General features: G+C 63.1%; 13 protein-coding genes. 5 read left to right on the top strand and 8 right to left on the bottom strand.

Annotated features, from left to right (window positions below; translation table 11 throughout):
* The first annotated feature begins 25 nt into the window (after positions 1-25).
* The 3 genes from hxsB to hxsA are packed head-to-tail and all read left to right on the top strand — an operon-like array spanning position 26 to position 3,245.
* Positions 26-1,477, top strand: a complete 1,452-nt coding sequence (gene hxsB / locus AC6LJY_RS01330) for a His-Xaa-Ser system radical SAM maturase HxsB (protein WP_498135114.1) — start codon at positions 26-28, stop codon at positions 1,475-1,477.
* Positions 1,474-2,601, top strand: a complete 1,128-nt coding sequence (hxsC, locus tag AC6LJY_RS01325; protein ID WP_498135113.1) for a His-Xaa-Ser system radical SAM maturase HxsC — start codon at positions 1,474-1,476, stop codon at positions 2,599-2,601. The genes hxsB and hxsC overlap by 4 nt, the downstream gene beginning before the upstream one ends.
* Complete coding sequence (gene hxsA, locus AC6LJY_RS01320) at positions 2,598-3,245, top strand: His-Xaa-Ser repeat protein HxsA (RefSeq protein WP_082134311.1); 648 nt, start codon at positions 2,598-2,600, stop codon at positions 3,243-3,245. The genes hxsC and hxsA overlap by 4 nt, the downstream gene beginning before the upstream one ends.
* 38 nt (positions 3,246-3,283) lie before the next feature.
* Here the strand turns inward: hxsA and AC6LJY_RS01315 are convergent, their stop codons facing one another.
* Both AC6LJY_RS01315 and AC6LJY_RS01310 read right to left on the bottom strand, forming a co-directional pair.
* A complete protein-coding gene (locus AC6LJY_RS01315; protein ID WP_485799328.1) occupies positions 3,284-4,213 on the bottom strand; it encodes a Bug family tripartite tricarboxylate transporter substrate binding protein in 930 nt (309 codons plus the stop codon).
* A gap of 228 nt (positions 4,214-4,441) precedes the next feature.
* Positions 4,442-6,028 carry a sulfatase family protein gene (locus tag AC6LJY_RS01310; RefSeq protein WP_498135112.1) on the bottom strand — a complete coding sequence of 529 codons (1,587 nt, stop codon included), beginning with the start codon at positions 6,026-6,028 and terminating at the stop codon, positions 4,442-4,444.
* A 332-nt stretch (positions 6,029-6,360) separates the two neighbouring features.
* On the opposite strand from AC6LJY_RS01310, the gene AC6LJY_RS01305 reads away from it, so the two are divergent.
* Positions 6,361-8,820, top strand: a complete 2,460-nt coding sequence (locus AC6LJY_RS01305) for a penicillin acylase family protein (RefSeq protein ID WP_046807043.1) — start codon at positions 6,361-6,363, stop codon at positions 8,818-8,820.
* Positions 8,821-8,897: 77 nt separating this feature from the next.
* Here the strand turns inward: AC6LJY_RS01305 and AC6LJY_RS01300 are convergent, their stop codons facing one another.
* The 3 genes from AC6LJY_RS01300 to AC6LJY_RS01290 all read right to left on the bottom strand — a co-directional run bounded on the left by AC6LJY_RS01300 (position 8,898) and on the right by AC6LJY_RS01290 (position 17,008).
* Positions 8,898-9,620 (bottom strand): DUF4377 domain-containing protein, encoded by a 723-nt coding sequence (locus tag AC6LJY_RS01300; RefSeq protein ID WP_498135111.1) that lies wholly within the window; start codon positions 9,618-9,620, stop codon positions 8,898-8,900.
* A 355-nt stretch (positions 9,621-9,975) separates the two neighbouring features.
* Entirely contained in the window at positions 9,976-15,975 is a 6,000-nt protein-coding gene (gene proA / locus AC6LJY_RS01295) for an anti-phage protein ProA (protein ID WP_498135110.1), read from the bottom strand.
* 193 nt (positions 15,976-16,168) lie between these two features.
* On the bottom strand, positions 16,169-17,008 hold the full coding sequence (locus AC6LJY_RS01290) for a lysozyme inhibitor LprI family protein (protein WP_498135109.1): 840 nt from the start codon (positions 17,006-17,008) through the stop codon (positions 16,169-16,171).
* Positions 17,009-17,179: 171 nt separating this feature from the next.
* Here AC6LJY_RS01290 and AC6LJY_RS01285 point away from each other — a divergent pair, with 171 nt between their 5' ends.
* Entirely contained in the window at positions 17,180-18,118 is a 939-nt protein-coding gene (locus AC6LJY_RS01285; RefSeq protein WP_104142908.1) for a DUF2059 domain-containing protein, read from the top strand.
* 3 nt (positions 18,119-18,121) lie between these two features.
* Here AC6LJY_RS01285 and AC6LJY_RS01280 read toward each other — a convergent pair whose 3' ends face one another.
* The 3 genes from AC6LJY_RS01280 to AC6LJY_RS01270 all read right to left on the bottom strand — a co-directional run bounded on the left by AC6LJY_RS01280 (position 18,122) and on the right by AC6LJY_RS01270 (position 21,055).
* Complete coding sequence (locus AC6LJY_RS01280; protein ID WP_104142906.1) at positions 18,122-19,177, bottom strand: sensor domain-containing diguanylate cyclase; 1,056 nt, start codon at positions 19,175-19,177, stop codon at positions 18,122-18,124.
* 200 nt (positions 19,178-19,377) lie between these two features.
* Positions 19,378-19,977 carry a nitroreductase family protein gene (locus tag AC6LJY_RS01275; RefSeq protein WP_046807037.1) on the bottom strand — a complete coding sequence of 200 codons (600 nt, stop codon included), beginning with the start codon at positions 19,975-19,977 and terminating at the stop codon, positions 19,378-19,380.
* Between the two features lie 121 nt (positions 19,978-20,098).
* A complete protein-coding gene (locus AC6LJY_RS01270; RefSeq protein ID WP_498135108.1) occupies positions 20,099-21,055 on the bottom strand; it encodes a LysR substrate-binding domain-containing protein in 957 nt (318 codons plus the stop codon).
* Positions 21,056-21,068: the final 13 nt, after the last annotated feature.

Raw genomic sequence — 21,068 nt, 5'->3', positions numbered from 1 at the left:
TCGGAAGCCGCAATAGGAGAGGCGCGTGAATGCGTACGCCGTGGAAAGGTTGCCTTTCCAGATCAGGCAGATCGAAGACGATTGGCTTGCTGTGAGCAGTGCGGGGGATCATCTTTTCCTCAGCGCAGAACATGCCCGACTGCTCTCGGAGGGGCGCGTATCAGAGCTGCCCTTGCTACTCCAGGCCGATCTAAAGGCTGGTCACTTCATCGCGAACCGCGACCGGCCGGGCACTCGCAGACTGTTGGCTTCTCGTCGTGCCGCGCGACGCGAAACTGTATCGGCTGGCCCTAGTCTTCACATATTTGTGCCAACTCTGCAATGCGCTCATTCCTGCCAATATTGCCAAGTCAGCCGCTCGCTGTCAGATACCAAGCACACCATCAGTCAGGACGCGCTCATAACGGCATGCGACGGCATCTTTGAGAGTCAGGCGAAGGCCCTGACTGTTGAATTCCAGGGCGGCGACCCCCTTCTCCGCTTCGATCTAGTTAAATTGGCAATCTTGCGCATCCAAGAGCGCAATCGCACTGAGGGCCGACAGATAAGGTTCGTAATCGCATCGACGCTTCACCAACTCGACGCCGAGATGTGCGATTTCCTGCAAAAACACGGCGTGTTTCTATCCACCAGTATTGACGGCCCCGCTTCCTTACATAACAGAAATCGCCCGATACCAGGAAAGAACTCCTATGAACGCACGGTCGCGGGGATCGAGCTGGCTCGAAATAGGCTTGGCCCGCATGCGGTCTCAGCCTTGATGACAACGACAAAGGCGTCGCTGGCACACCCGGAAGCCATTGTTGACGAGTATGTCCGCCTTGGATTTAGCGAGATATTTATTCGACCTCTCAGTAGCTATGGCTTCGCAAAACGCAACCAACTTCTGCTCGGTTATCGGCCAGGCCAGTTCTATGAATTTTACGAAAGAGCGCTAAGTCGCGTACTGCACTGGAACCAGCAAGGCGTGGAACTGCGAGAGGTATATGCATCCATCATTTTGAACAAAATCCTCTCGCCGTTTGACGCGGGGTACGTGGATCTTCAGAGCCCCACCGGGGCTGGGCAAAGCGTACTCGTCTACAACTATGACGGCTACGTCTACCCTAGCGATGAAGCACGCATGCTGGCGGAGAGTGGCGATGCGTCATTGCGACTAGGGAAAATTGGCGCAAGCTTTCTCGCCCTGCAACGTTCTGCCGTACAACAACGCTTGATCGCGGCCAGCATGGTGGATGACATCGAAGACTGCCGTAACTGCGCATATCAAGCTTTCTGTGCACCCAACCCTGTGGATGCGCAGGCGCAGTTTTCCCGCATGGATGTTCCTGCCGTCGATACCGAACACTGCCAGCGTCATCAGTGGCTGTTCGACTATTTTTTTTCCGCACTGAAAGACGGGGAACCGGACCGTATAGACCTTTTTCACTCCTGGGCTCGGCCCGCTGCCTCAGAGGAGTTGCAATGCGCAGGATGAAAGCGACCTTCGGCAGTGCCGTGGCGGACGCGCAGGTCTGGCGCGTAATTGACCTCGACATCCTCCCGACGCAATGGCAGCCGGATCTATGGTTTTTAGTCCCAGTGACTACCTCCGCGCAACGCCAATTAGTCGAAAAATTCCGCTCGGGAGGTTTAACCAATGTGGAGTGGATCGACGCCAGCGGCCTTGAGGCGAACGACGTAGTCGCAGTCAATACCAAGCGTTGCGAGGTTGAGGTGCTCTATCGTCAGTCAGATACTCACCACAGCCTACAGCTGACCAACCGCTGCAACAGCAACTGTTTAATGTGCTCGCAACCGCCGACGCCCCAGGACGATGCGTGGATGGCCGCCGAAGCGTTGGAGGCGATTCGTCACCTACCGTTTTCTCCAAGCGTTCTAGGCTTAAGCGGCGGGGAACCGCTATTGCTCGGTGCACATCTACGGACGGTGCTGGACGCCATCGCGCGTACTCATCCGCAGACCCGCGTCGAATTGCTGACAAACGGACGACTACTTGCCCACACGGCTTTAGCCAATGTGCTTCTGGAGAATTTAAATACCTCCGTGACGTGGCTTGTACCGCTGTACGGACACGCGGATTTCCTACACGACTTTGTCGTTCAGGCACCGGGGGCTTTTGAAGAAACCATTGCTGGGTTGCTAAACCTTCAGTCCAATCGCCAACCGATCCAGCTGCGAATAGTGTTGATTCGCCCTGTATTGGAGATATTGCCAGCGTTGTGCAGCTTTATCGGGCGAAACCTACCCTTCGTCAAAGAGGTTGCATTAATGGCGTGCGAACCGATTGGTTTCGCGCTCGCAAATCGCGAATTTTGCGAAGTGGACCTGCTGGACTGGCAAGGGATTCTAGAGCAGGCCGCCCGCCTACTGTCTCGCCATTCGGTGCCATTTCTTTTTATGAACACTCCCCTCTGCTCGTTGCCTACGGCCTTGCACGGATTTGCACATCGAAGCATTTCGGACTGGAAGAACGTCTACACGCCCGCCTGCGATCCGTGCGAGGTGAAATCAAGTTGCTCCGGGTTCTTCAAATGGCACGAGAGTGGTTGGAAACCCGCTAGAGCAGTTCACGCAATTAAAGAGGAATATGCAGCATGAGTCGCTTCATCAAAAGTCTTAGCATGTTCGTCGCCGGGCTCACTGCATTCTCCGGAAAGCCTGCCAGCGCCACGCCACCAGCGGAAAGGCTCGCTCTGGATGCGCTTAATGAACCGCAGGCAGTACCGTTGCGACCGCTCAACTATGGCTACGAAAACCTATTTGCGGGGCATAGATCCCATTCAAGCCACCGCTCGCACTCCAGTCACCGTTCGCACTATTCAGGATCCAGCGGAAGGGGATCGACCTACTCCGCGCCGGCAAGCACGCCTGCATCACCATCCCCGCTGCACAGCCCGTCGGGTTCATCGGGGGCTAAGAGTTCGGCGCCCGGCAGTGCAGGGAGTTCTTTGGATACGCCTTTATCCGGGGCGAAAGTGGCGCCTACCGGGTCCAATGCGAAAAACGGGAATTCGAAGACCGATAACGTGGATCTAAGCCGCGAAGAGAAGCTGAAGCTGCAAGTCATGAGGGTGCAAATGAAACTGACCTCGCTCCAGCTATATAGCGGCCCCATCAATGGCGTAATGGGGCCGGCTACCGCGACAGCAATCAAGCATTTTCAAACTCTTAAGTCGCTTCCTCCTAGCGGCCTGATGTCCACTGAAACGATGAACGCCTTAGGAATAACGGTTTCGCGATGACTGCGGGGATAAGACTGGCGAGCAGTCCTGCCGTGCCCCTACTCCCCCCTGATCCCCGCCCCCTCCACCACCTGGGCCCAGTTCTCGATCTGCGCCGATACCCATTGCCTGGCTCCTGCGCTTCCCGCGAACGGCGCGCCCAGACCCAGGCTTGCAATGCTGCGTGAAAACTCCGGCATGGCGTAGACGGCCGCCAGGCTTTCATCCCATTTGCGAGCGATGTCGGGCGGCATGCCTTGCGGCGCCATGATGAGGAAGGCGAAGGCGGCGTCAAAGTCTTTCAGCGATTCCACGCCCACGCTGCGCAGGGCCGGCACGCCCGGCAGGTCGGGGTCCGGTTCGCGAGCCGAGATGGCCAGCGCGCGCATCTTGCCTGCCTGCACATGGGCCTGCACCGCCGAGGCGGCCAGGAAGCCGGCCTGGATCTGGTTGCCCAGCAACGCGTTGACCGCGCCGGCGCTGCCCCGGAACGGGATGTGGGTGGTATTGATGCCGGTGGCCAGCTTCAGTTTTTCAAACGCCAGGTTGCCGGGGCTGCCGTAGCCGGCTGACGAATAGGTCACCGCGTTGGCCTTGGCATAACGCAGGAACTCATCCACGGTGGCAACGCCCAGGTCGGGCCGCACCGTCAGCGCCAGGCCGAAGCTGCCTGCGATGCTCAGCGGCTCAAGCAGCCGCAAGTAAGTCGCGCCGGCGTCCTTGAAAACGTGCGGATTGACGGTCATCAAGGTGTCCAACGTCATCAGCAGCGTGTAGCCATCGGGCGCGGCATTGGCCACCGCCTTTGCGCCGACGTTGCCGGACGCGCCGGGGCGGTTTTCGACAATGATCGTCTGGCCCATCAGTTTGCTGGCGTGCATCGCGATGGCGCGGGCGCCGATGTCCAACGGCCCGGCGGGCGAGGAATTGACGATGAGCCGGATGGGCCGGGACGGGTAGTCGGCCGGGGCGGCCCAGGCCGTTGACACAGGGGCTGCAACAAGCATTGCCGCGACAAGCAAGGCGCCCAACCCCGGGACTGCAAAAAAAGAAACAGCGAGGAACGAGGCAGCGAAGGTCGAGGAAGGGAAAGGCAAGCCCGCGACGAAACGGGCTGCAAGAGACGAGACTGCGACAAACCACAAGCGCTTGAACGGGTGACTCATGTTGCTCTCCGGTGTGGCGGCGGCCGGCTGGCCACCGCCTTTGGCCATGCTTCAGGCAATGGCCGTGGGGTGGGGGCTGGTTTCCGCATGGCGGATCATTGTTTGCGACAGCGCAATCAGCAGTTCGCCGCGCCGCGCCTCGGCGGCGGGGTCGTGCCACAGATTGCGAAGCTCGTGCGGGTCTTCGTGCAGGTCGTACAGTTCGCCCCAGTCCGCGTCGGCATACACGCTGAGGCGATAGCGGGCCGTTTGCAGCGTGCGCATCCGCGTGCGCCCCGGAAAACCGAACATCGTGCGCTGACCTTCTTCTTCGATCAGCACGGCGTCGCGCAGCGTGTCGACCGCAGCGGACATCAGCGGCAGCAGGGACTGGCCTTGCAGGCCGTTGTAGGGCGGCAGGCCCGCGCGGGCCAGCACGGTGGCGGCGATATCGGGGGTGGCGCATAGCGCCTGGCTGCGCGGGGCGGCGGGCGCGGCCTGCGGGTCGCGCCAGATGAAGGGGGTGCGAATCAGCCCTTGGTAATGGATAGGGCCCTTGAGCAGGAGTTGGTGATCGCCGAAGAAGTCTCCGTGGTCGCTGGTGAAGATGACCACGGTGTTCTCGTCCAGCCCCGTCTCGCGCAGCGTCTGCATGACCCGGCCGATCGTGGCATCGATATGGCTGATGGACCCGTAGTTCAGCGCGATGGCTTCACGCGCCTCGCGCTCGGTGCAGGCGAACACGGCCGGCGTGTGCTTGACTGCCATGTTCAGATCGCGCTGCCGATACAGCCACGCCACATGCGGCGGCGGGTGGTGGTGGACGGCCAGGCTGGCGTGAAACGATACCGGCAGCGTTACGTCTTCCGGCCGATATTGGTCCCAGTACTTGCCCGGCGGCGTGTACGGGTGATGCGGATCGGGAAATGAGCATTGGATGAAGAAAGGTGCACGGCCGCCCGCCAGCCGGCGCAGCTGCGCAATGGTTTGATCACCGATGTAGGCGGTGGCCGAGCATTCTTCGGGGACGCGCGTGCGCCACGCCTGCCGGTGTTGCGTCAGCACGAAGTCCGGTGTGGGCAGCGCATGCTCGGGTCCCCACTGCCGCCGCGACTCGGGATGCTGCTGGGCAAGCCAGCGTGCGTAATGGCCGCCGATCTGATCGCCGTGGTCCAGCGCCAGGCGCACGTAATCAAAGCCGTAGAACGGCGTCTGCACTTCGTGGCCGGGATCGGCTCGCCATTTGGGGGCCCACTCTTGATCGTAGTCACCGCGGTCAAGCCGCCAGGCCTCGCCTTGCGACGCGGCGGCGCCTGCCGGCGGCCATGCGGGGCCGATGCCCGTCATGTTCTGCAAATGCGATTTACCGATCAGCGCCGTGGAATAACCCGCGTCTCGCAGCCGCTCCACAAAAGTCGTTGCGCGCTGCGATAGCGCGATGCCGTTGTGGCGCACGCCGTGCACCGACGGCATGCGGCCCGTCATCAGGGTCGCGCGGTTGGGCATGCAGATCGGCGAGGCGACATAGAAGCGGTCGGCGGACCACCCCTGGCTGGCCAGGGCGTCCAGCGCCGGGGTGCGCAGCACGGCGTTGCCGTAACTGCCCACGTGGTCCGCACGCTGCTGGTCGGTGATGAATAGCAGAAAGTTGGGCTGCATCAGGTCTCCTTGCCACCGGCTCATACCGGCTTGGCTGTGTTGATGCGGCCATTGTGCGTAGCGGTTTTGGCGTCGAACAGAGATATGCCCCGGTTGTCGGACCCATTCACCGGTCCGCTCACCCTGTGTTTTGCAGCCCACACATGTATCCATCAGATTCGATCGGCGTGCCAACCGACCACGGCGTTACAAGCCATCCCAAATCTCAACAAATAAAACAGCTTTGCCGCGCTAACTGCTTTAGTTCTAGCAGTTGCTTGCGCGGTTGACCCGGCGGCAGGAGGCCCCGGGGCCCACAGGCATAAAAAAGCAATAAACCTGGAGGAGGAGCCATGCGTTTGTTTAATCGCAGGATCGCCGCACTGCTGGCGAGCGGGCTAATTGCCTTGACGGCGGGGTGCGCGTCAACCGGCAAGAAGGACACCATCAACATGGCCGGGCTGAGCCAGCCCGTGGAAATCGTGCGGGACCGCCATGGCGTGTCCCACATCTATGCACAGAACCAGAATGACCTGTTCTTCGCGCAAGGTTTTTCCGCCGCGCGCGACCGGCTCTGGCAGCTGGACCTGTGGCGCCGGCAAGGCGAAGGCAAGATGGCCGAGCAATTCGGGCCGCGCTTCGTCGAACAGGACCGCGCCGCGCGCCTGTTCCTGTTCCGAGGCGACATGCAGGCCGAATTCGCCAGCTATCACCCCGAGGGCCAGGCGATCCTTACCGCGTTTGCCGCCGGCATCAACGCCTACGTGGACTGGGTGAAAGCCAACCCCGACCAGTTGCCGCCCGAGTTCAAGCTGACCGGCACGCTGCCCGGCTATTGGCGCCCCGAGACCTCGCTGATCCGCATTTACGGGCTGACGCGCAACCTGAATGAAGAAGTGAAGATGGCGCAGCAGGTCGCCGGGCTGGGCCTGAACGCCGTGCAAGGCCTGAGCACCTTCGAGCCGCCTCTGGCGTTGCAAGTGCCGGCTGGCCTGGACGTGCGCCAGATCGACAAGTCCGTCCTGGCGAACTACACGCTGGCGCGCAATGGCCAGAAGTTTGTCGCGGCGGACTTCCCGCAAAGCCCCCTGGCGCTGGACAAGCGCGAAGCGCTTGCCAGCGCGCTGTCCGAAGGCAAGCTGGCGTCGCTGGATCCGAACTTTGATCCGATGGCGACGCGATACGAAAGCAACAACTGGACCATCGGCGGGCAGCATACCGACACCGGCAAACCCATATTGGCCGGGGACCCCCACCGGTCGATCACGATGCCGTCGTTGCGCTACATGGTGCACTTGAACGCGCCGGGCTGGAACGTGATCGGCGCCGGCGAACCGTCGTTGCCCGGCGTGTCGATGGGCCATAACGACCGCATCGCGTTCGGCTTGACGATCTTCGCCTTCGGCGACGAAGAAGACCTGTACGTCTATGACACCAACCCCGCCAATCCCAACGAATACCGCTATCGGGGCGGCTGGGAAAAAATGCGGCAGATGGACGAATCCATTCCCGTGCGCGGCCAGGCGGCGGCGGTGCGCCAGCTGAAATTCACGCGTCACGGTCCGGTGATTCACGAAGACCCCGTACGCCACAAGGCGTACGCACTGCGCGCCGCCTATCTTGAGTTTCCCGGCACGGCGGCCTACCTGGCCAGCCTGCGCCTGAACCAGGCGCAGAACTGGAATGAATTCGTGGCCGGCATGGAAAAGCACTACACGCCCAGCGAAAACATGGTGTACGCGGACGTGGACGGCAACATCGGCTGGTTCGGCGGCAGCATCGCGCCGATACGCCCGCGCAACGACTGGTCGGGCATGTTGCCCGTGCCCGGCAATGGCGATTTCGAATGGCGCGGCGTCTTGCCCGGCAGCGCTCTGCCCCGCGCGTACAACCCGCCGGAAGGCTATGTTGCGACCGCCAACGAATACAACCTGCCGGCGGACTACGTCTACAAGGACATGTCGGCGCGCACCTGGGCTGAACCTTATCGCGTCCAGCGTATCCGCGAAGTGCTGGCCGATGGCAGCCGGCTGACGGTGCAGCAATCGCAGGACTTGCAGTACGACAACCTGTCGATACCCGCGCGCACGCTGGGCGGCTATGCCAAGGCGCTGAATTCCGCCGACCCGGCGCTGAACGACGCGCTGGGCCTGTTGAAGGATTGGGATTACCGGATGGACACCGATTCGCGCGCCGCCACGGTCTACGCGTTCTGGCTGCCCGAGGTCGTCAAACGGGTGTCCGACCTTTACGTGCCCGCGAATGGCCGCGCGGCGTTCGGTGACTTGTCCACCCGCAAGACGCTGGAAAAGCTGGCCACGCCGGATGCCGCCTTTGGCACGCCGCCGGATCGGGGCCGCGACGCGCTGTTGCTGCAAGCGCTGAACGATGGCGTACAGAAACTGCGCGCCAAGCTTGGGCCGGATTCCACCCAGTGGCAGTGGGGCAAACTGCATCACATCCAGTTCGAACACAGCCTGGCCAGCCTGCTACCGCCGGACACCGCCAAGGCCTGGGGCACCCCGCGCTATCCGGTGGGCGGCGACAACGACACGGTGCATCGGGCGACGTTCCGCAAGAGCGATTTCCGGCAGATCAGCGGGTCGTCGTATCGGCAGGTGATCGACGTGGCCAACTGGGATAACTCGCGCGTGCAGAACGTGCCGGGCCAGTCCGCTGACCCACGCAGCCCGCATTACCAGGACTTGCTCAAGGGCTGGGCAACCGGCGAGTACTTCCCCATGGCGTTCAGCCGCGCCAAGGTGGATAGCGAACGCGCCGATACGCTGACGCTCAAGCCGTCGGGGAACTGACGGGCAGGCCACAAAAAATGCCGGGTCGCTTGGGCGGCCCGGCATTTTTGTTGGGGTTTCTGCTGAGGTATTCGCGACTACTTTTTCGACGCGTCCTGCTGCACCACCATATCCAGCACATACACCTTGGACGGCGCGTCCGCCGGCGGGTTCTTCCAGTCGTAGCGCTTCACGCGCAACACGGTACGCACGCCTTCCTGGTGCTTGAACCCTTCGATGGATTGATAAAGCGGATGCCATTTATCCTGCGTCGGCTGCTGCACGCCCGCTTCGTTGTAGCGGCGCTCGCGCACCATCAGGCACTGGTAATCGGGAATCATCGGGTGGCTGCATTCGGCCTTTTTCGCGGCCACTTCCAGGAACATGATCTGGCCGGCGCTGCCGTACAGCGTTTCGGGCGTGGGTTCGCCAACAAACTTGAGCACGGTGCCGTCCTTACCCACCAGTTCCAGCGCGGGCTCGTGCGTGTCGCCCGACAGCGTGGCCCGCAGATCGCCTTTCAGGCGCGCATTGATCTCGGCATCCAGCTGCATCAAGCTCTGCTCGCACGCCTTCATCGTGGACGCCAGGTTATCCACCTTCAACACGCCGTTCTGATAGCGGTAACCGCCAAATTGCGTATTGCAACCGCCCCGGATATTCAACGCATCGTTCGTGAAGGCCAGGCGCAGCTGATGCTCGACGCCCGGCTGCAACGTCGGAATCGACTTGCCGGATGCATCGGTGGCAGAAACCAGGCGCCAGTAATACGCGGGCAAGGTCAGCTGGCTGGCGGGCGAGGCGGCAGTGGTGTCGGGCATGGAAGAGGATCCTACGCTGGGAGAGGAAACCGGAGCGCAAGCGGAAAGCAGCGCGGCGCATGCGGACGCAAGAAGAATTATTTTTTTCATGGTTCGTTCCTGGAAGCCGAATGGCACTTAAAGCAAAGCGGCATTCTACGTCCGTGATGTGGACGGGTCAGGCGAAGCGCCGGGCAGAGGGTTTCAAAATCTTGCTGAAGGATGGGATTAACGGACCCGCTATTTGCCCGCCCGACGAGCAGTGCTTTCATACGGAGGTCGAAGGACCAACACATCCAGGTCATTAACCCTGCCATCTCGCCCCGGTGATTACAGACTGACACCTTACGTCCCGGCGATAGGGCTTCATGCCCCCCTACCCCACCCGCAACATCCCCATTTCCTCCCGCACCACGCCCCGTTGCGCCAACCCCGCTATCGCGTGTCCGATGCGTGCTTCCGCATCGGCCAAGGTACGCGACATGCCCAGCAGCCGGCACACGGACTTGATCACATCCGCTTTCGGCGCGTTGCCGGTCATCGCCAGTACGTGCAGGACGCCGTTCGCCAGTTCTTGAATGCAGACATCGTCCACGCGGCGGCGCGTGGCGTCGTCGTCGCTTGCGCCGCGAAAGCCGTTCCAGGTTTCGGGCGTGACGCCGGCGGGCCAATAGAAGGTGGCCTCGCCTTCGTCTGTCTGACCCACGTCCATCGGCGTCAACGTGCGCAACCGTTCAATGATCCGAACGCCCGTGCGTTCCAGGCCCCACGCACGAGCCACTTTACGGTGCAGCACCGCCTCGGCGATGGGGCCTTCCGTGTCGATCACCAGGCGTAATTGTTCTGCCAGCAGCGCGTTGTTGGCGCGGTTGTAGAACGCGTCAGCGCCCTCCGGGGCCGTGCTCAAATCCGCTACGCGATAGGGTGCAACGCCATGCTCGGTCACGCCGTCTGCCGACGTCCAGGCGGTATCGCCTTCTTCTGTGGTGATCACAAATTCGACGGGCGATTCGTCCTGCACCGTGCGTTCCAGTTCCGCGTTCAAGCGGGCCAGGATCTTCTCGACTTCGCGTTCGGGGTTGATCCACCAATCGGTGGACCACACCCGATGCAGCGTCCAGCCCAGCCCTTCAAGCACCACCTGCCGCAAGCGATCGCGATCGCGCGCGGTGGCGCCCGAGTGGTACGCGCGGCCGTCGCACTCGATACCCATCAGATAGCGGCCCGGCGCGCGCGGGTCCACCACGCCCATGTCAATGCGGTAGCCCGAGCAGCCCACCTGCGGATGCACCACCCAGCCATGGTCGCGCAGCACCTTGATGACTTGCGTTTCAAACGGGCTGTCCGGTTCGCGGCCGGTCGGCAGCGACTGCTCGACCAAGGCGCGCGGCCCTTTCAGCGCAAATTCCAGGTAATGCTTCAAGTCGCGCACGCCCGTGGCGCGCACCCGCGACAGGTCGATCTGTTCCGGCATCAGCGTGCTGTAGATCACCACGCCTTCGCGCGCGCGGGAAATGGCCACGTTCAGGCGGCGGTGTCCGCCTTCGCCGTTCAGTGGTCCGAAGTTCATCGTCATCTTGCCGGCGGCATCCGGGCCGAAGGTGATCGAGAAATAAATGACGTCACGCTCGTCGCCCTGCACGTTCTCCAGATTCTTGATGAAAAGCGGCTCGCGGGATTGCGCCGAAATCGCCTTGTCCAGTTCGGCATTGGCGCGGCGGCGGGCGTCCAGCAGCGTTTCGATCAGGGCTTGCTGCGGCTGGTTGAAGGTCACAACGCCCAATGTCTGGCGGCGGCGCGACTCGTCCAGATAATGCTGCTCGATGCCCTGCACGATGGCTTCGGCTTCGAGCCGGTTGGTGCGGCTGCCGCCCCGGTCGTAAATGCCCGCAACCTTTTCCAGACGCACGGCCACGTCATCCGTCACGGGCGACGGGAAGGTGATCAGCTGCGAGTCGTAATAGGTCACGTTGCTGAACGTGATCAGGCTTTCATGCTTGCTGCGGTAATGCCACTGCAAACGCAGGCGGTTCATGTCGGCGCCCAGGCATTCGTCCAGAATGCTCTCCAGGTCTTCGACCTGTCCGTCATCCCCCGCGCCGTCGTCTTCGGGCGTGGACTTGCTGAAGAAGCTGGTGGGCGGCAACTGCTTGGTGTCGCCCACCACCACCACTTGCTGACCGCGCGCGATGGCGCCCACCGAATCCCACACCGGAATCTGCGAGGCCTCGTCAAACACCACGACATCAAACTGCGAATGCCCGGCGTCCAGATACTGCGCCACCGATAACGGCGACATCAGCAGGCACGGCTTGAGCTTGGGCAGCAGCGACGGCAAGCGCTGCATCAACTGGCGCACGGGCACGTGGCGCGTCTTTTTTTGCAGTTCGCGGCGCAGCAGGCCAAGCTCGCTATCCGGGCTGACCAGCACGCCGTTGCCATCGGGCACTTTGGCAGCCAGCACGGCGGCGATGTAGGCAGACGTCAGCTTCTGGAAGCGGTCGTCGGCGTCGCGGAATTCTCGGATCTTACGCTCGTGGTCGGCACTGGAAAACGCGCGCAGCACGGGCGTATGGTCAATGACCTTCTTTACCCACCAGTTGCGATAACTGAATTCAAAATGCGCTTCGACCTGCTCCAGCGGCACGCGGCCCTGCTCAAGCGATGCGACCAAGCCTTGCAGCTGCATCGCAATGGCCTGCTCGCGCGCCTGACGCCATACGCACCACGGCATCAGCAATTGCTTGTTGTGACGCCAGCCCGCCAGCACACCCAGGATGCGTTCAAGCGCGCCATTAGCCTCGGGCGCGCCCGCCAGTGGTTCGGGCGGTTTGGCCAGCGCGTCCACTTGCGCCAAGCAGTCTTGCAGACCGCGCCACGCATCCCGGTAGCCCAGCAAAGCCTTGCCCAACGGTGCCCCAGGTTGCAGCAAGGCGCGGTTTTCGCCCACCAGTGCTTGCAGCCGGGTGCGCAGGTCGGCTGCGGAAACCGGGTCGCCCGCCGCCTGCGTGACCGCATCGGCAAAGCGTTCGGCCCATTGCTCATGCCGCTGCACCTGCTCCCAATCCGTGGCCAGTCCCGTGTAGCGGTCTTGCAGCAAGCGCTGCGCGTCCGCCTTCAACGCAGCCAGCTCGCGGTCTTCGATGTTCACCAGCGCCAAGGGCGCCAGCATGGCGGTAATCGACCCCTCGTCCGGCCGCTGGCTGTCCGTGCGATAGCCCGCCAGCCGCTTGCGGATACCGCCCTTGGCGAAGACGGACTTCGGCCACCATGCCGAGCAGGCAGACAGCCACTCGGCCTTGAGCGTATTGGCATCCAGCTCGGCCAACTGCGCGGTCCATTGCGCCCCCACCTGTTCCCAATGCGCGTTGCGCGCCTGGCCATGACGCACCAGCGCCTGCACCTGGAAGCGCGCGGCGGGGTCGTGCGCCTGCGTGGCCAAGCCGGCGGGCACCTGCGGTGCGGCGAGCAGCACGTCAGCCAGCGTATCCAGACGCGCGTAGGCGTTCAGGCTCAAACCCTGCGCCGGCACACCGAACCCATCGCCCACGGCCGCCGCCTGCGTCTGCAAGCTTGCCACCGCCTGCTCCAGCGCGTGCGCCGCGGCCAGCAACGCGTCTTGCCAGCTGGGGCTCCATTCGGCCATGCCGATATGCGCCAGCGGATGGCCATGCAGCACGCCAAGCTCCTTGGACAAGGTCGACATGCGGCGCGCGGTCTCGCGCAGCTGCGCAAGGTCTTGGTATTGATGCGCCTGCGCGTCGGCCCAGAACATCGGCGACGGCTCCTTGCCCGCATTCTGAATGCAGGTGCCGATGGCGTCATAAACCGTCAGGCCGTTGGCATGCGCGTGATGCAGGGCGTCGACCAGCCCGTTCAAGTCCTGGCGCAGCACGCTCACGCGTTCGGCCTCGCGCGCCCAATCGTCGCTGGTGCGCTGCCCGCTGTGATCCAACGCACGCCCCAGCTGTTGCAACACCTCGGATTTACGCGCCTTGGATGAATGCAGTTCCAGGCAGAACGGGCCCAGCCCGATATTGGCCAAACGGCGATGCACCACTTCCAGCGCGGCCATCTTTTCCGAGACGAACAACACCGTCTTGCCGCGCGCCAGCAGATGCGCGATCAGGTTCGTGATGGTCTGGCTCTTGCCCGTGCCGGGCGGCCCTTCCAACACCAGGTCGCGGCCCGCGTCCACCGCGCAAATCGCTTTCAGTTGCGACGAATCGGATAGCAGCGGGGTCAGCAGGTCTTGGGGCCGATAGCTGTCGTCCAGGCGGTCAAAGCGCTGATCCAAAGGCTCTTTGGCAAACGCCTGCCCCGGATGATCAATCAGATGCTTGACGACGCGGTTGGCTTTCAACTGCTCGGTGCGGTCCTGCAAGTCCTTCCACATCAGGTACTTGGTGAACGAAAAAATGCCCAGATGCACCTGTTCCAGTACCTCCCAGCCCGCGATTTCCCGCACGGCCAAGCGGAACGCCTGCAACACCCGGGCCACGTCCACGCCCTTGTCGTCCGCGGGCAAAACGTCCAGCCCCGGAATGCGCAGCTCGTAGTTGTTGCGCAGCATTTGCAGCAACGTGGGGTTGATGATGGTCTCGTCGTCGTGGCGAACCAGGCGAAAGCCGCTGCGCACCGACTGCCGTTGCAGCGAGACCGGCACCAGGATCAGCGGCGCCAGATGCGCGCTTTCCGCGCCGGGGCTTTCCGTCCAGCGCAGCATGCCCATCGCCAGGTACAGCGTGTTGGCGCCGCCCTCTTCCAGGCCGATGCGCGCCGCGCCGAAGATGGTCAGCAGGTTGGCGTCCAGCGCTTCCTGCGTAACCCGTGCGATCAGTTCCTTGTTGCCCAGCGCGTCCAGCGCCATGTCGTCCAGCGGCGCGCGGCCGCCCCGGCCCACATGCACCTCGGCCATGCGCGGGTCGCTGCCGTCCATCAAGGCGGCGGGCAGCGGACGAATACGGAATTCGCTGCCGTCGGCAATGGCGTCTTCCAGTTTTGCCAGGTCCGGCACAACAAGCGGCAGGGTCGATTTGGTCAGCTTGAAGTTCAGCAGCCGGTTGCGCAGCGTCAGGTCCAGCAGGCGCGACTTCCACTTGGCCAGCCGGCCTTCCGGCGTGTCATCGGCGGGCTCCAGGCTGATCACGAATTCCGGATCCAGCGGCGGCAGCTCGGGCGTGGGCTCGATGGCGGCAGGGTGTTCGGTGTCATCGGCATCCGTGGGCGCCACCAACACCCCGCGCGAAGGCAGCGGTTTGATTTGCAATTCGCGCGCGCGATGCACGTCGATGGCGTAGCGGAAGGTATTTTCTTCGCGCAGATGTGCCGCGCCCTGCTCCAACGCGCGCCGCAACGATGGCCGGAAGTTGGGATGCTGCGCGATGCCGGTCGTTTCGAAGACCAGGAATTCGCCGCTGTCCACGCGCTTTCTTACCGCCTGCACATCATCGGTCAGCGGGTCTGCAAAGCACGCTTGATGCAGCCACACGCCCACCCAGGCGTGCCCGTCCTTCATCAGAATCACCGGACGCAATCCCGCCTGCTCCAGGCAGGACGAGAACAGCATCGCCAGGTCCAGGCAGGTTGCCACCCGCGCGTCCATGATGCGATCCGGTGTGCGAATTTTCTGCCCGTCCACGCCGAACGAGGCGGGCGGTTCGGCATAGTGCAGCGATTCCGCAGCCAGTGTGCTGTAGATGGCGGACACCTGCTTCCAGACGACGTCGCGGCTTTTGGACTGGTAGCCGTTCATTTGCAGGTCGGCGTACTGCGCGCGCAGAAGCTTGGACGCCTTGCCGATCAGTCCATCCACGGCCGGATTGTTCGGCATGGAAAACGCCGCCAGCAATTCCGGCAAGGCGCGCGTGCCGGCCCATTGGTCATACGCCAACACGGATATCGGTTGCGAGGCCCGACCCAGTTCCTGCGAGCCTGACTGCACCACCACGTCAATACTGGCGCGCACGGCCTCTTGCAGATCGGCCACGTAGCTGTGGTCAGGCGTCAGGTCCAGCGGGGAAATACGGCGAATTTCTCCCGGCACCAGCACGTCAAAGCGCAGCGTTACGGGTTGGGCAAAGGCGGGGTTGCAGCGCAGCCGCACCTCGATGTTCTCGAATGTGTGCTCGGAACGGTTCGTCAGGCGCAACGTACGCACGATGGGCACCGCGTTCTGAATCGAGGCGTAGCCCAGCGTAGGGTCAGCTTCGATGTCGATGGCGATGGCGTCGATAGCATCCCGCGCGCCAGACGCCGTGGCATGCGCCAGGTCAGCATGCACCACGTCGATCAGCAACGCGCCGGTTTGCACCGCGCCGGTCTGGGCCGCGCCCTCCTGGATCGCCGGGGGTTCCAGGTCTTGTCGCTTATCCATCGATATCTCTCGGTTCGTTCCGCGCGGGCCGATGCCGGCAGCGAAAATCTGCAATGCCGGATTTTAAGACGCGACGGCGCCTCTGCCCTCGGGAAACAGCAAGTTTTGCGTATCGGTTTGAATATCGATGGCATGAGGTCCGAGCACCCCATGCCTGCCCCATGCCAGCCCCATGCGCGCCCCCGCCGCCTGGCTATTGCGCCGGCGGATACGCCGGGTCGGTCAGGCAGGCCTGCACCCATTCTGCATCGTCCGACGCATCGATCTCGCCATCCAGCTTGGGCAGCGGCGTGTCGGCATACACGTACTGGGGCGCCTCGGGATGCCGGTTCCAGTTCGCCTTCGTGTCCGCGACGGTCGCGCAGGCTTCGTCGGCGCTATTGAACGAGCACGACGCGATGACGCGCGGTTTGCCGTCAACCACGTTGGCGACGTAGCGCTTGGTGTAGACGGCGCCCGACGCCCAGGACTCGTCCACCGTGCACACGCGGTCGTTGTTCTGGTAATGACGAATCGCAAAGCACTCGTAGTCGACATAATCGTGCGGCAGCACGTCGCAAGTCGTCCAATAGCCGGCGAACGCGCCGCCCGTGAATTGCGATTGAAACTTCTGCTGCTGAACCGCCCTGCTGATGATCGTGGGCGTGGTGGCGCCCTTGCCGGTTTCCTTGAACTGCGCGCTGCGGTTCTCGATCAGCTCGCGCGCAATCTCGCCGGCGGTCTTGTCATCGGGCACGGTGTCCGGGTCGCCAAGCAAGTGGTCCAGCGCACGATCGCGCGCGGCCAGCCACCGCTTCTGGCTGGCGACCAGCATCGCGCGGATGCTGTCGTCGGGCGCCTGCTTCAAGATCGCCTGGTAAGCGCGATTCAAGTTCGCATCGGCCGCGACGGTGGCCTTGTCGGCGCAGATCAGCTTTTCGACGGCGGTACCCGCCTTGGCGCAATTGATGGCCATCGCCGGCGCGGACAGCGCGAACACGCCGGCCAGAAAAACGCCCTTCACCGCGTTCAGTGGGAAACGTGCCAATGTCATTGCGTCTTCTCTCTTTGCGTAAGCCAGCGGGGCCAGCGTGGCGCCGGACCCCCGGCGTGCCATTCTGCATGAAATCAACTTACAAAATAGAAACAGAGTTCAACGTTCTGAAACGTGCACCCGCGCTATCCTGCGCCGGCTTCCTCAACCCCTAACACGCTTCCCTTACCCATGCGCATCCGATTCGCCTCGCTACTGTTGACCCCCCTGTTGGCCTGCGCGTCATATGTGCCGCAAGCATGGGCAGACACGACGGTGCCGTCGCTGGACAAGGCGCGCGGCGCCATCCAGACGGAAGATGCCCGCCGGATGTACGACAGCCAGATGAGCGGCGCGCCCCAACCGGACGGGTTGGGCGTTGCGCTGCCCGACGGCTTCACGCGTGAATTCCTGGTGCAGCAACTGGCCCCGGGCCAGGATCCCAAGCGGCTGCTGGTGGCCGGCGCAAAGCCGTGGGGGCAGCGCCCGGGCACGTTTGTCGCAATGGTCTGCCTGGCGTCCACGCCCGAACGCGCGGCGCAGCTGATCAAATACGGTGGCGGCGAATGCGCCGACCTGTCCAGCGACGACGACAAGAACGGCGTCTGGTTTGGCGTGTTCGGCACGACGCCGGGCGCCGCCCCCACGCTGCTGGCGCGCACCAACGGCCCCGTCAAGACGCCCACCGACTGGCGCGATACCGATATCGACCTGCCCCAGGACGTAGCAACGGAAGACGCCAACGCGCCGTTGCTGTCGGTGCCCACCGAATGGAAACGCTTCGATCTGGCCGCCTACAAGATCGCCCCCGGCGCCGTGGCCTTCGGCGTGCGCGCCGGATGGAGCGAAGGCTATTCAGGCGGCGGCGCCAACTTCGAGGCCCTGTACCTGTTCCACATCGACGGCCCCACGCTGCGCGTGGTGTTCGCGCAACCCATGTCCTTCTTCAAGTCCATCGCGGGCGACTGGCATCCCGACGGCACGCGCGATCACGACATGTCCGACGCCAGCAACCTCCTGATTGTGCTGCCCGAGAAAACCGACGGCTACTTTGACCTGCAACTGCGCCAACAAGGCGGCAAGTGGCGCAAGACGTTGAAGTGGTCGGCGGCCGAGCGGGCGTATCGGTGATGCTTAATGGATCGTGCGCGCCCCTTTGCGCGCGCGCTTGATCTCGTACATGCGCGCGTCGGCCAGGCGAACCGCCGCTTCGGCGTCCAGGCCGCGCGGGTCCACGGCCACCACACCCACGCTGGCTCCTTCGTAAGACACCACGGCATCGCCTAGCTGGTAGCGCCCTGCCGTGGCCGCCGTGGCGCGTTCTTCCAGCGACCGCGCGGCTTCCATGGCGTCACCCCGTTGCGCGGCGGCGCCCGCCGTGGCGTCCATGCGATCCAGCTCGGGGCCTGGCCCCACCAGCACGAATTCGTCGCCACCGATGCGGCCCAGCATGTCGGACGTGCGCAAGGCGGCGGCGACGCGGCGTGCGATCTCCTGCAAGAACACATCCCCCTGCTGATGGCCGTACGTATCGTTGATGCCCTTGAAACCATCCAGGTCGATCACGCCCACCAACACGCTGCCGCCTTCGCGCAACGCACGTTGTTCCAGGCGTTCCAGCTCTTCGTACAGGGCACGGCGATTCGGCAGGCCCGTCAGCGGGTCCGTCATCGCGTAGGACATCAGCTGGACGTTGGCCGAGTGCAGTTGTTCCATCAACATTTCGCGTTGCAGGAAGTTGGCGATCACGTTCGAGAACAGCTTCAACACGGACTCGGCCTGCGGCGCCAACTGCAATTGGCGCGCGCTGGCGGCGCACAACGTGCCCAACAGCTGGCCTTCGTCGGTACGCACGGGCGCGCTGACGTAGGTCTGGATGCCCAGCTGGCGCGCGGCTTCGGAATCCGGCCAGCAATTGGCCACGTCGCTGGTGCACATGCGCCCGTCTTCCAGGGCGCGCTTGCACAGCGTGTCCGACCATGGCACGGACAAGCCTTCGGGAATCTGCAAGTCGCCCACGTTGCGGGCGTAGCGCACATGCTGCAAATCGGCCTTCAGATCGATCTCGGTCAGGTACGTGGATTCCAATCCCGTCACGCTGCCCAACATGTCCAGCAAGGGGCGGGTCAGTTGCTCGACCGTTTTGGCTTGGGGCAAGGATCTGGACAGCCCGGCAAGTATCGGATCCATACGGCATCTCTCCTTCAAGCGCGCTTGCTGCCGCGCGGCAGCGCTGCCGGCCCAAAGGAGTCGGGCCGGACAAACGACCATTATGCACTTGTCGACAATTTGCGCCGGCCCATGAAAAAGCCCGCGCTTCCTGTGTCGGAAGTGCGGGCTTGCATGGCGTTTTTGATCAGGCGACCGGCGCCTGCGTCACGTCAGGGCATTCAGCCAACCACGCGGAAACGCTCGGCATCGTCCATGAAAGGCTTGTCGCCAAAACCGTTCTCGTTGGAGCCGAACGGCATTTGCGCGCGCAGCTTCCACGAGGCCGGCACGTTCCATTCACGCGCGACCACGCCGTCGATCAGCGGGTTGTAATGCTGCAAGCTGGCGCCGACGTTGGCGTTGGCCAGGGCTGCCCAGGTGGACAATTGAGCCATGCCGCCCGACTGCTCGGACCACACCGGGAAGTTGTCGGCATACAGCGCGAATTTTTCCTGCAAGCTGCGCACCACGTCCTGGTCTTCGAAGAACAGCACGGTGCCCACGCCGGCGGCGAAGCTCTTGAGCTTGGCTTCGGTCTTGTCGAAACCTTCGGCCGGCGCAACCTTGCGCACTTCTTCGATGGCCAGGTCCCACAGCTTCACGCTTTCATCGCCAAACAGGATGACGGCGCGCGAGCTTTGCGAGTTGAACGACGAAGGGCTGTGCTTGATGGCTTCCTGGATCAGGCTGGCCAGTTCTTCTTTGGAGGCCGACACATTACGGCCCAGCGAATACTGCGTACGGCGCTTCTTGAGTGCCTCGAGATAAGCGTTGCTCATGGGACTTGACCTTTCGACTGGTAGATAGGGGGTGGTATGGGAACGAATTCTAACGGTCGAACCGTGACACGCGCACTAGCGGCAGGGCCAAAACGGCCGATTTTGGACGGAACAAACTGTTCTATTCGTGGAACGAGCCGGGTTGATAGTGCTGTTTGATGGCATCCGCGGCGCTGACGGTCCGCAGCATCCAATCCCGCAATGCGCATACCCGGCGGTCGGAGGCGCTGGCCGCCGGATACACCAGGTGATAGGCGTATTCCGGCGCCACCCGAACCCCCACGTCGAACAGCCGGACCAGGCGGCCGGCCTGCACGTCGCGTTCGACCAGTTCCCATTCCACCAAGCCCACTGCCGCGCCGTCCATCACGGCTTGCACCACGTGGCTGGATTCCGCGAAGGCGACGCTACGGCTATCGTCGAAGCCATCAACGCCCGCCGCCGCCATCCACATCGGCCAGTTCGGCCAGACAATGCCGCCGGGCCGGCAGTCTACGTAGCACAACGTGTGGTTGAACAAGTCCTGCGGGCGACCCAACGGGCGGCCACATTGCAACAGCGCCGGGCTGCACACGGGAACGACGACGGTATGAAATAGCCGATGGGACACCGCACCGGGGTAATCGCCCGCGCCGAATCGGATGGCCGCGTCCACATCGTCAGCGGCAAAGTCGCGCACGGCATCGCTGATGTCGAACGTCAATGCCAAGCCGGGGTGTTCGGCCTGAAACTGAGGCAGGCGCGGCAACAGCCAGTGCGTGGCAAAGCGCGCGCCCACTGACAGCCGCAGTTGGGCATCGCCCCGCGTCAGCCGTCGCGCCTTGGACACCGCCTGCTGCAACGTGTGCAACGCGTCGGCAGCGGCGTCGAACAGCACCGTGCCGGCAGGCGTCAATTGAATGCTGCGGCTGGTGCGCGTGAATAGCACCACGCCCAGTTGTTCTTCGATCTCTTTGATTTGATAGCTGACGGCTGCTGGCGTCAGCCCAAGTTCGTCGGCAGCGCGCGTGAAGTTCAGGTGACGCGCTGCCGCTTCCAAGGTACGCAAAGCACGGGTGCCGGGCAGCAGGCGATTCATGATCTTCAAGCCA

The sequence above is a fragment of the Achromobacter sp. RT286_PF genome, from assembly GCF_059760425.1.
This window is presented reverse-complemented; position numbering and strand designations above follow the sequence as displayed.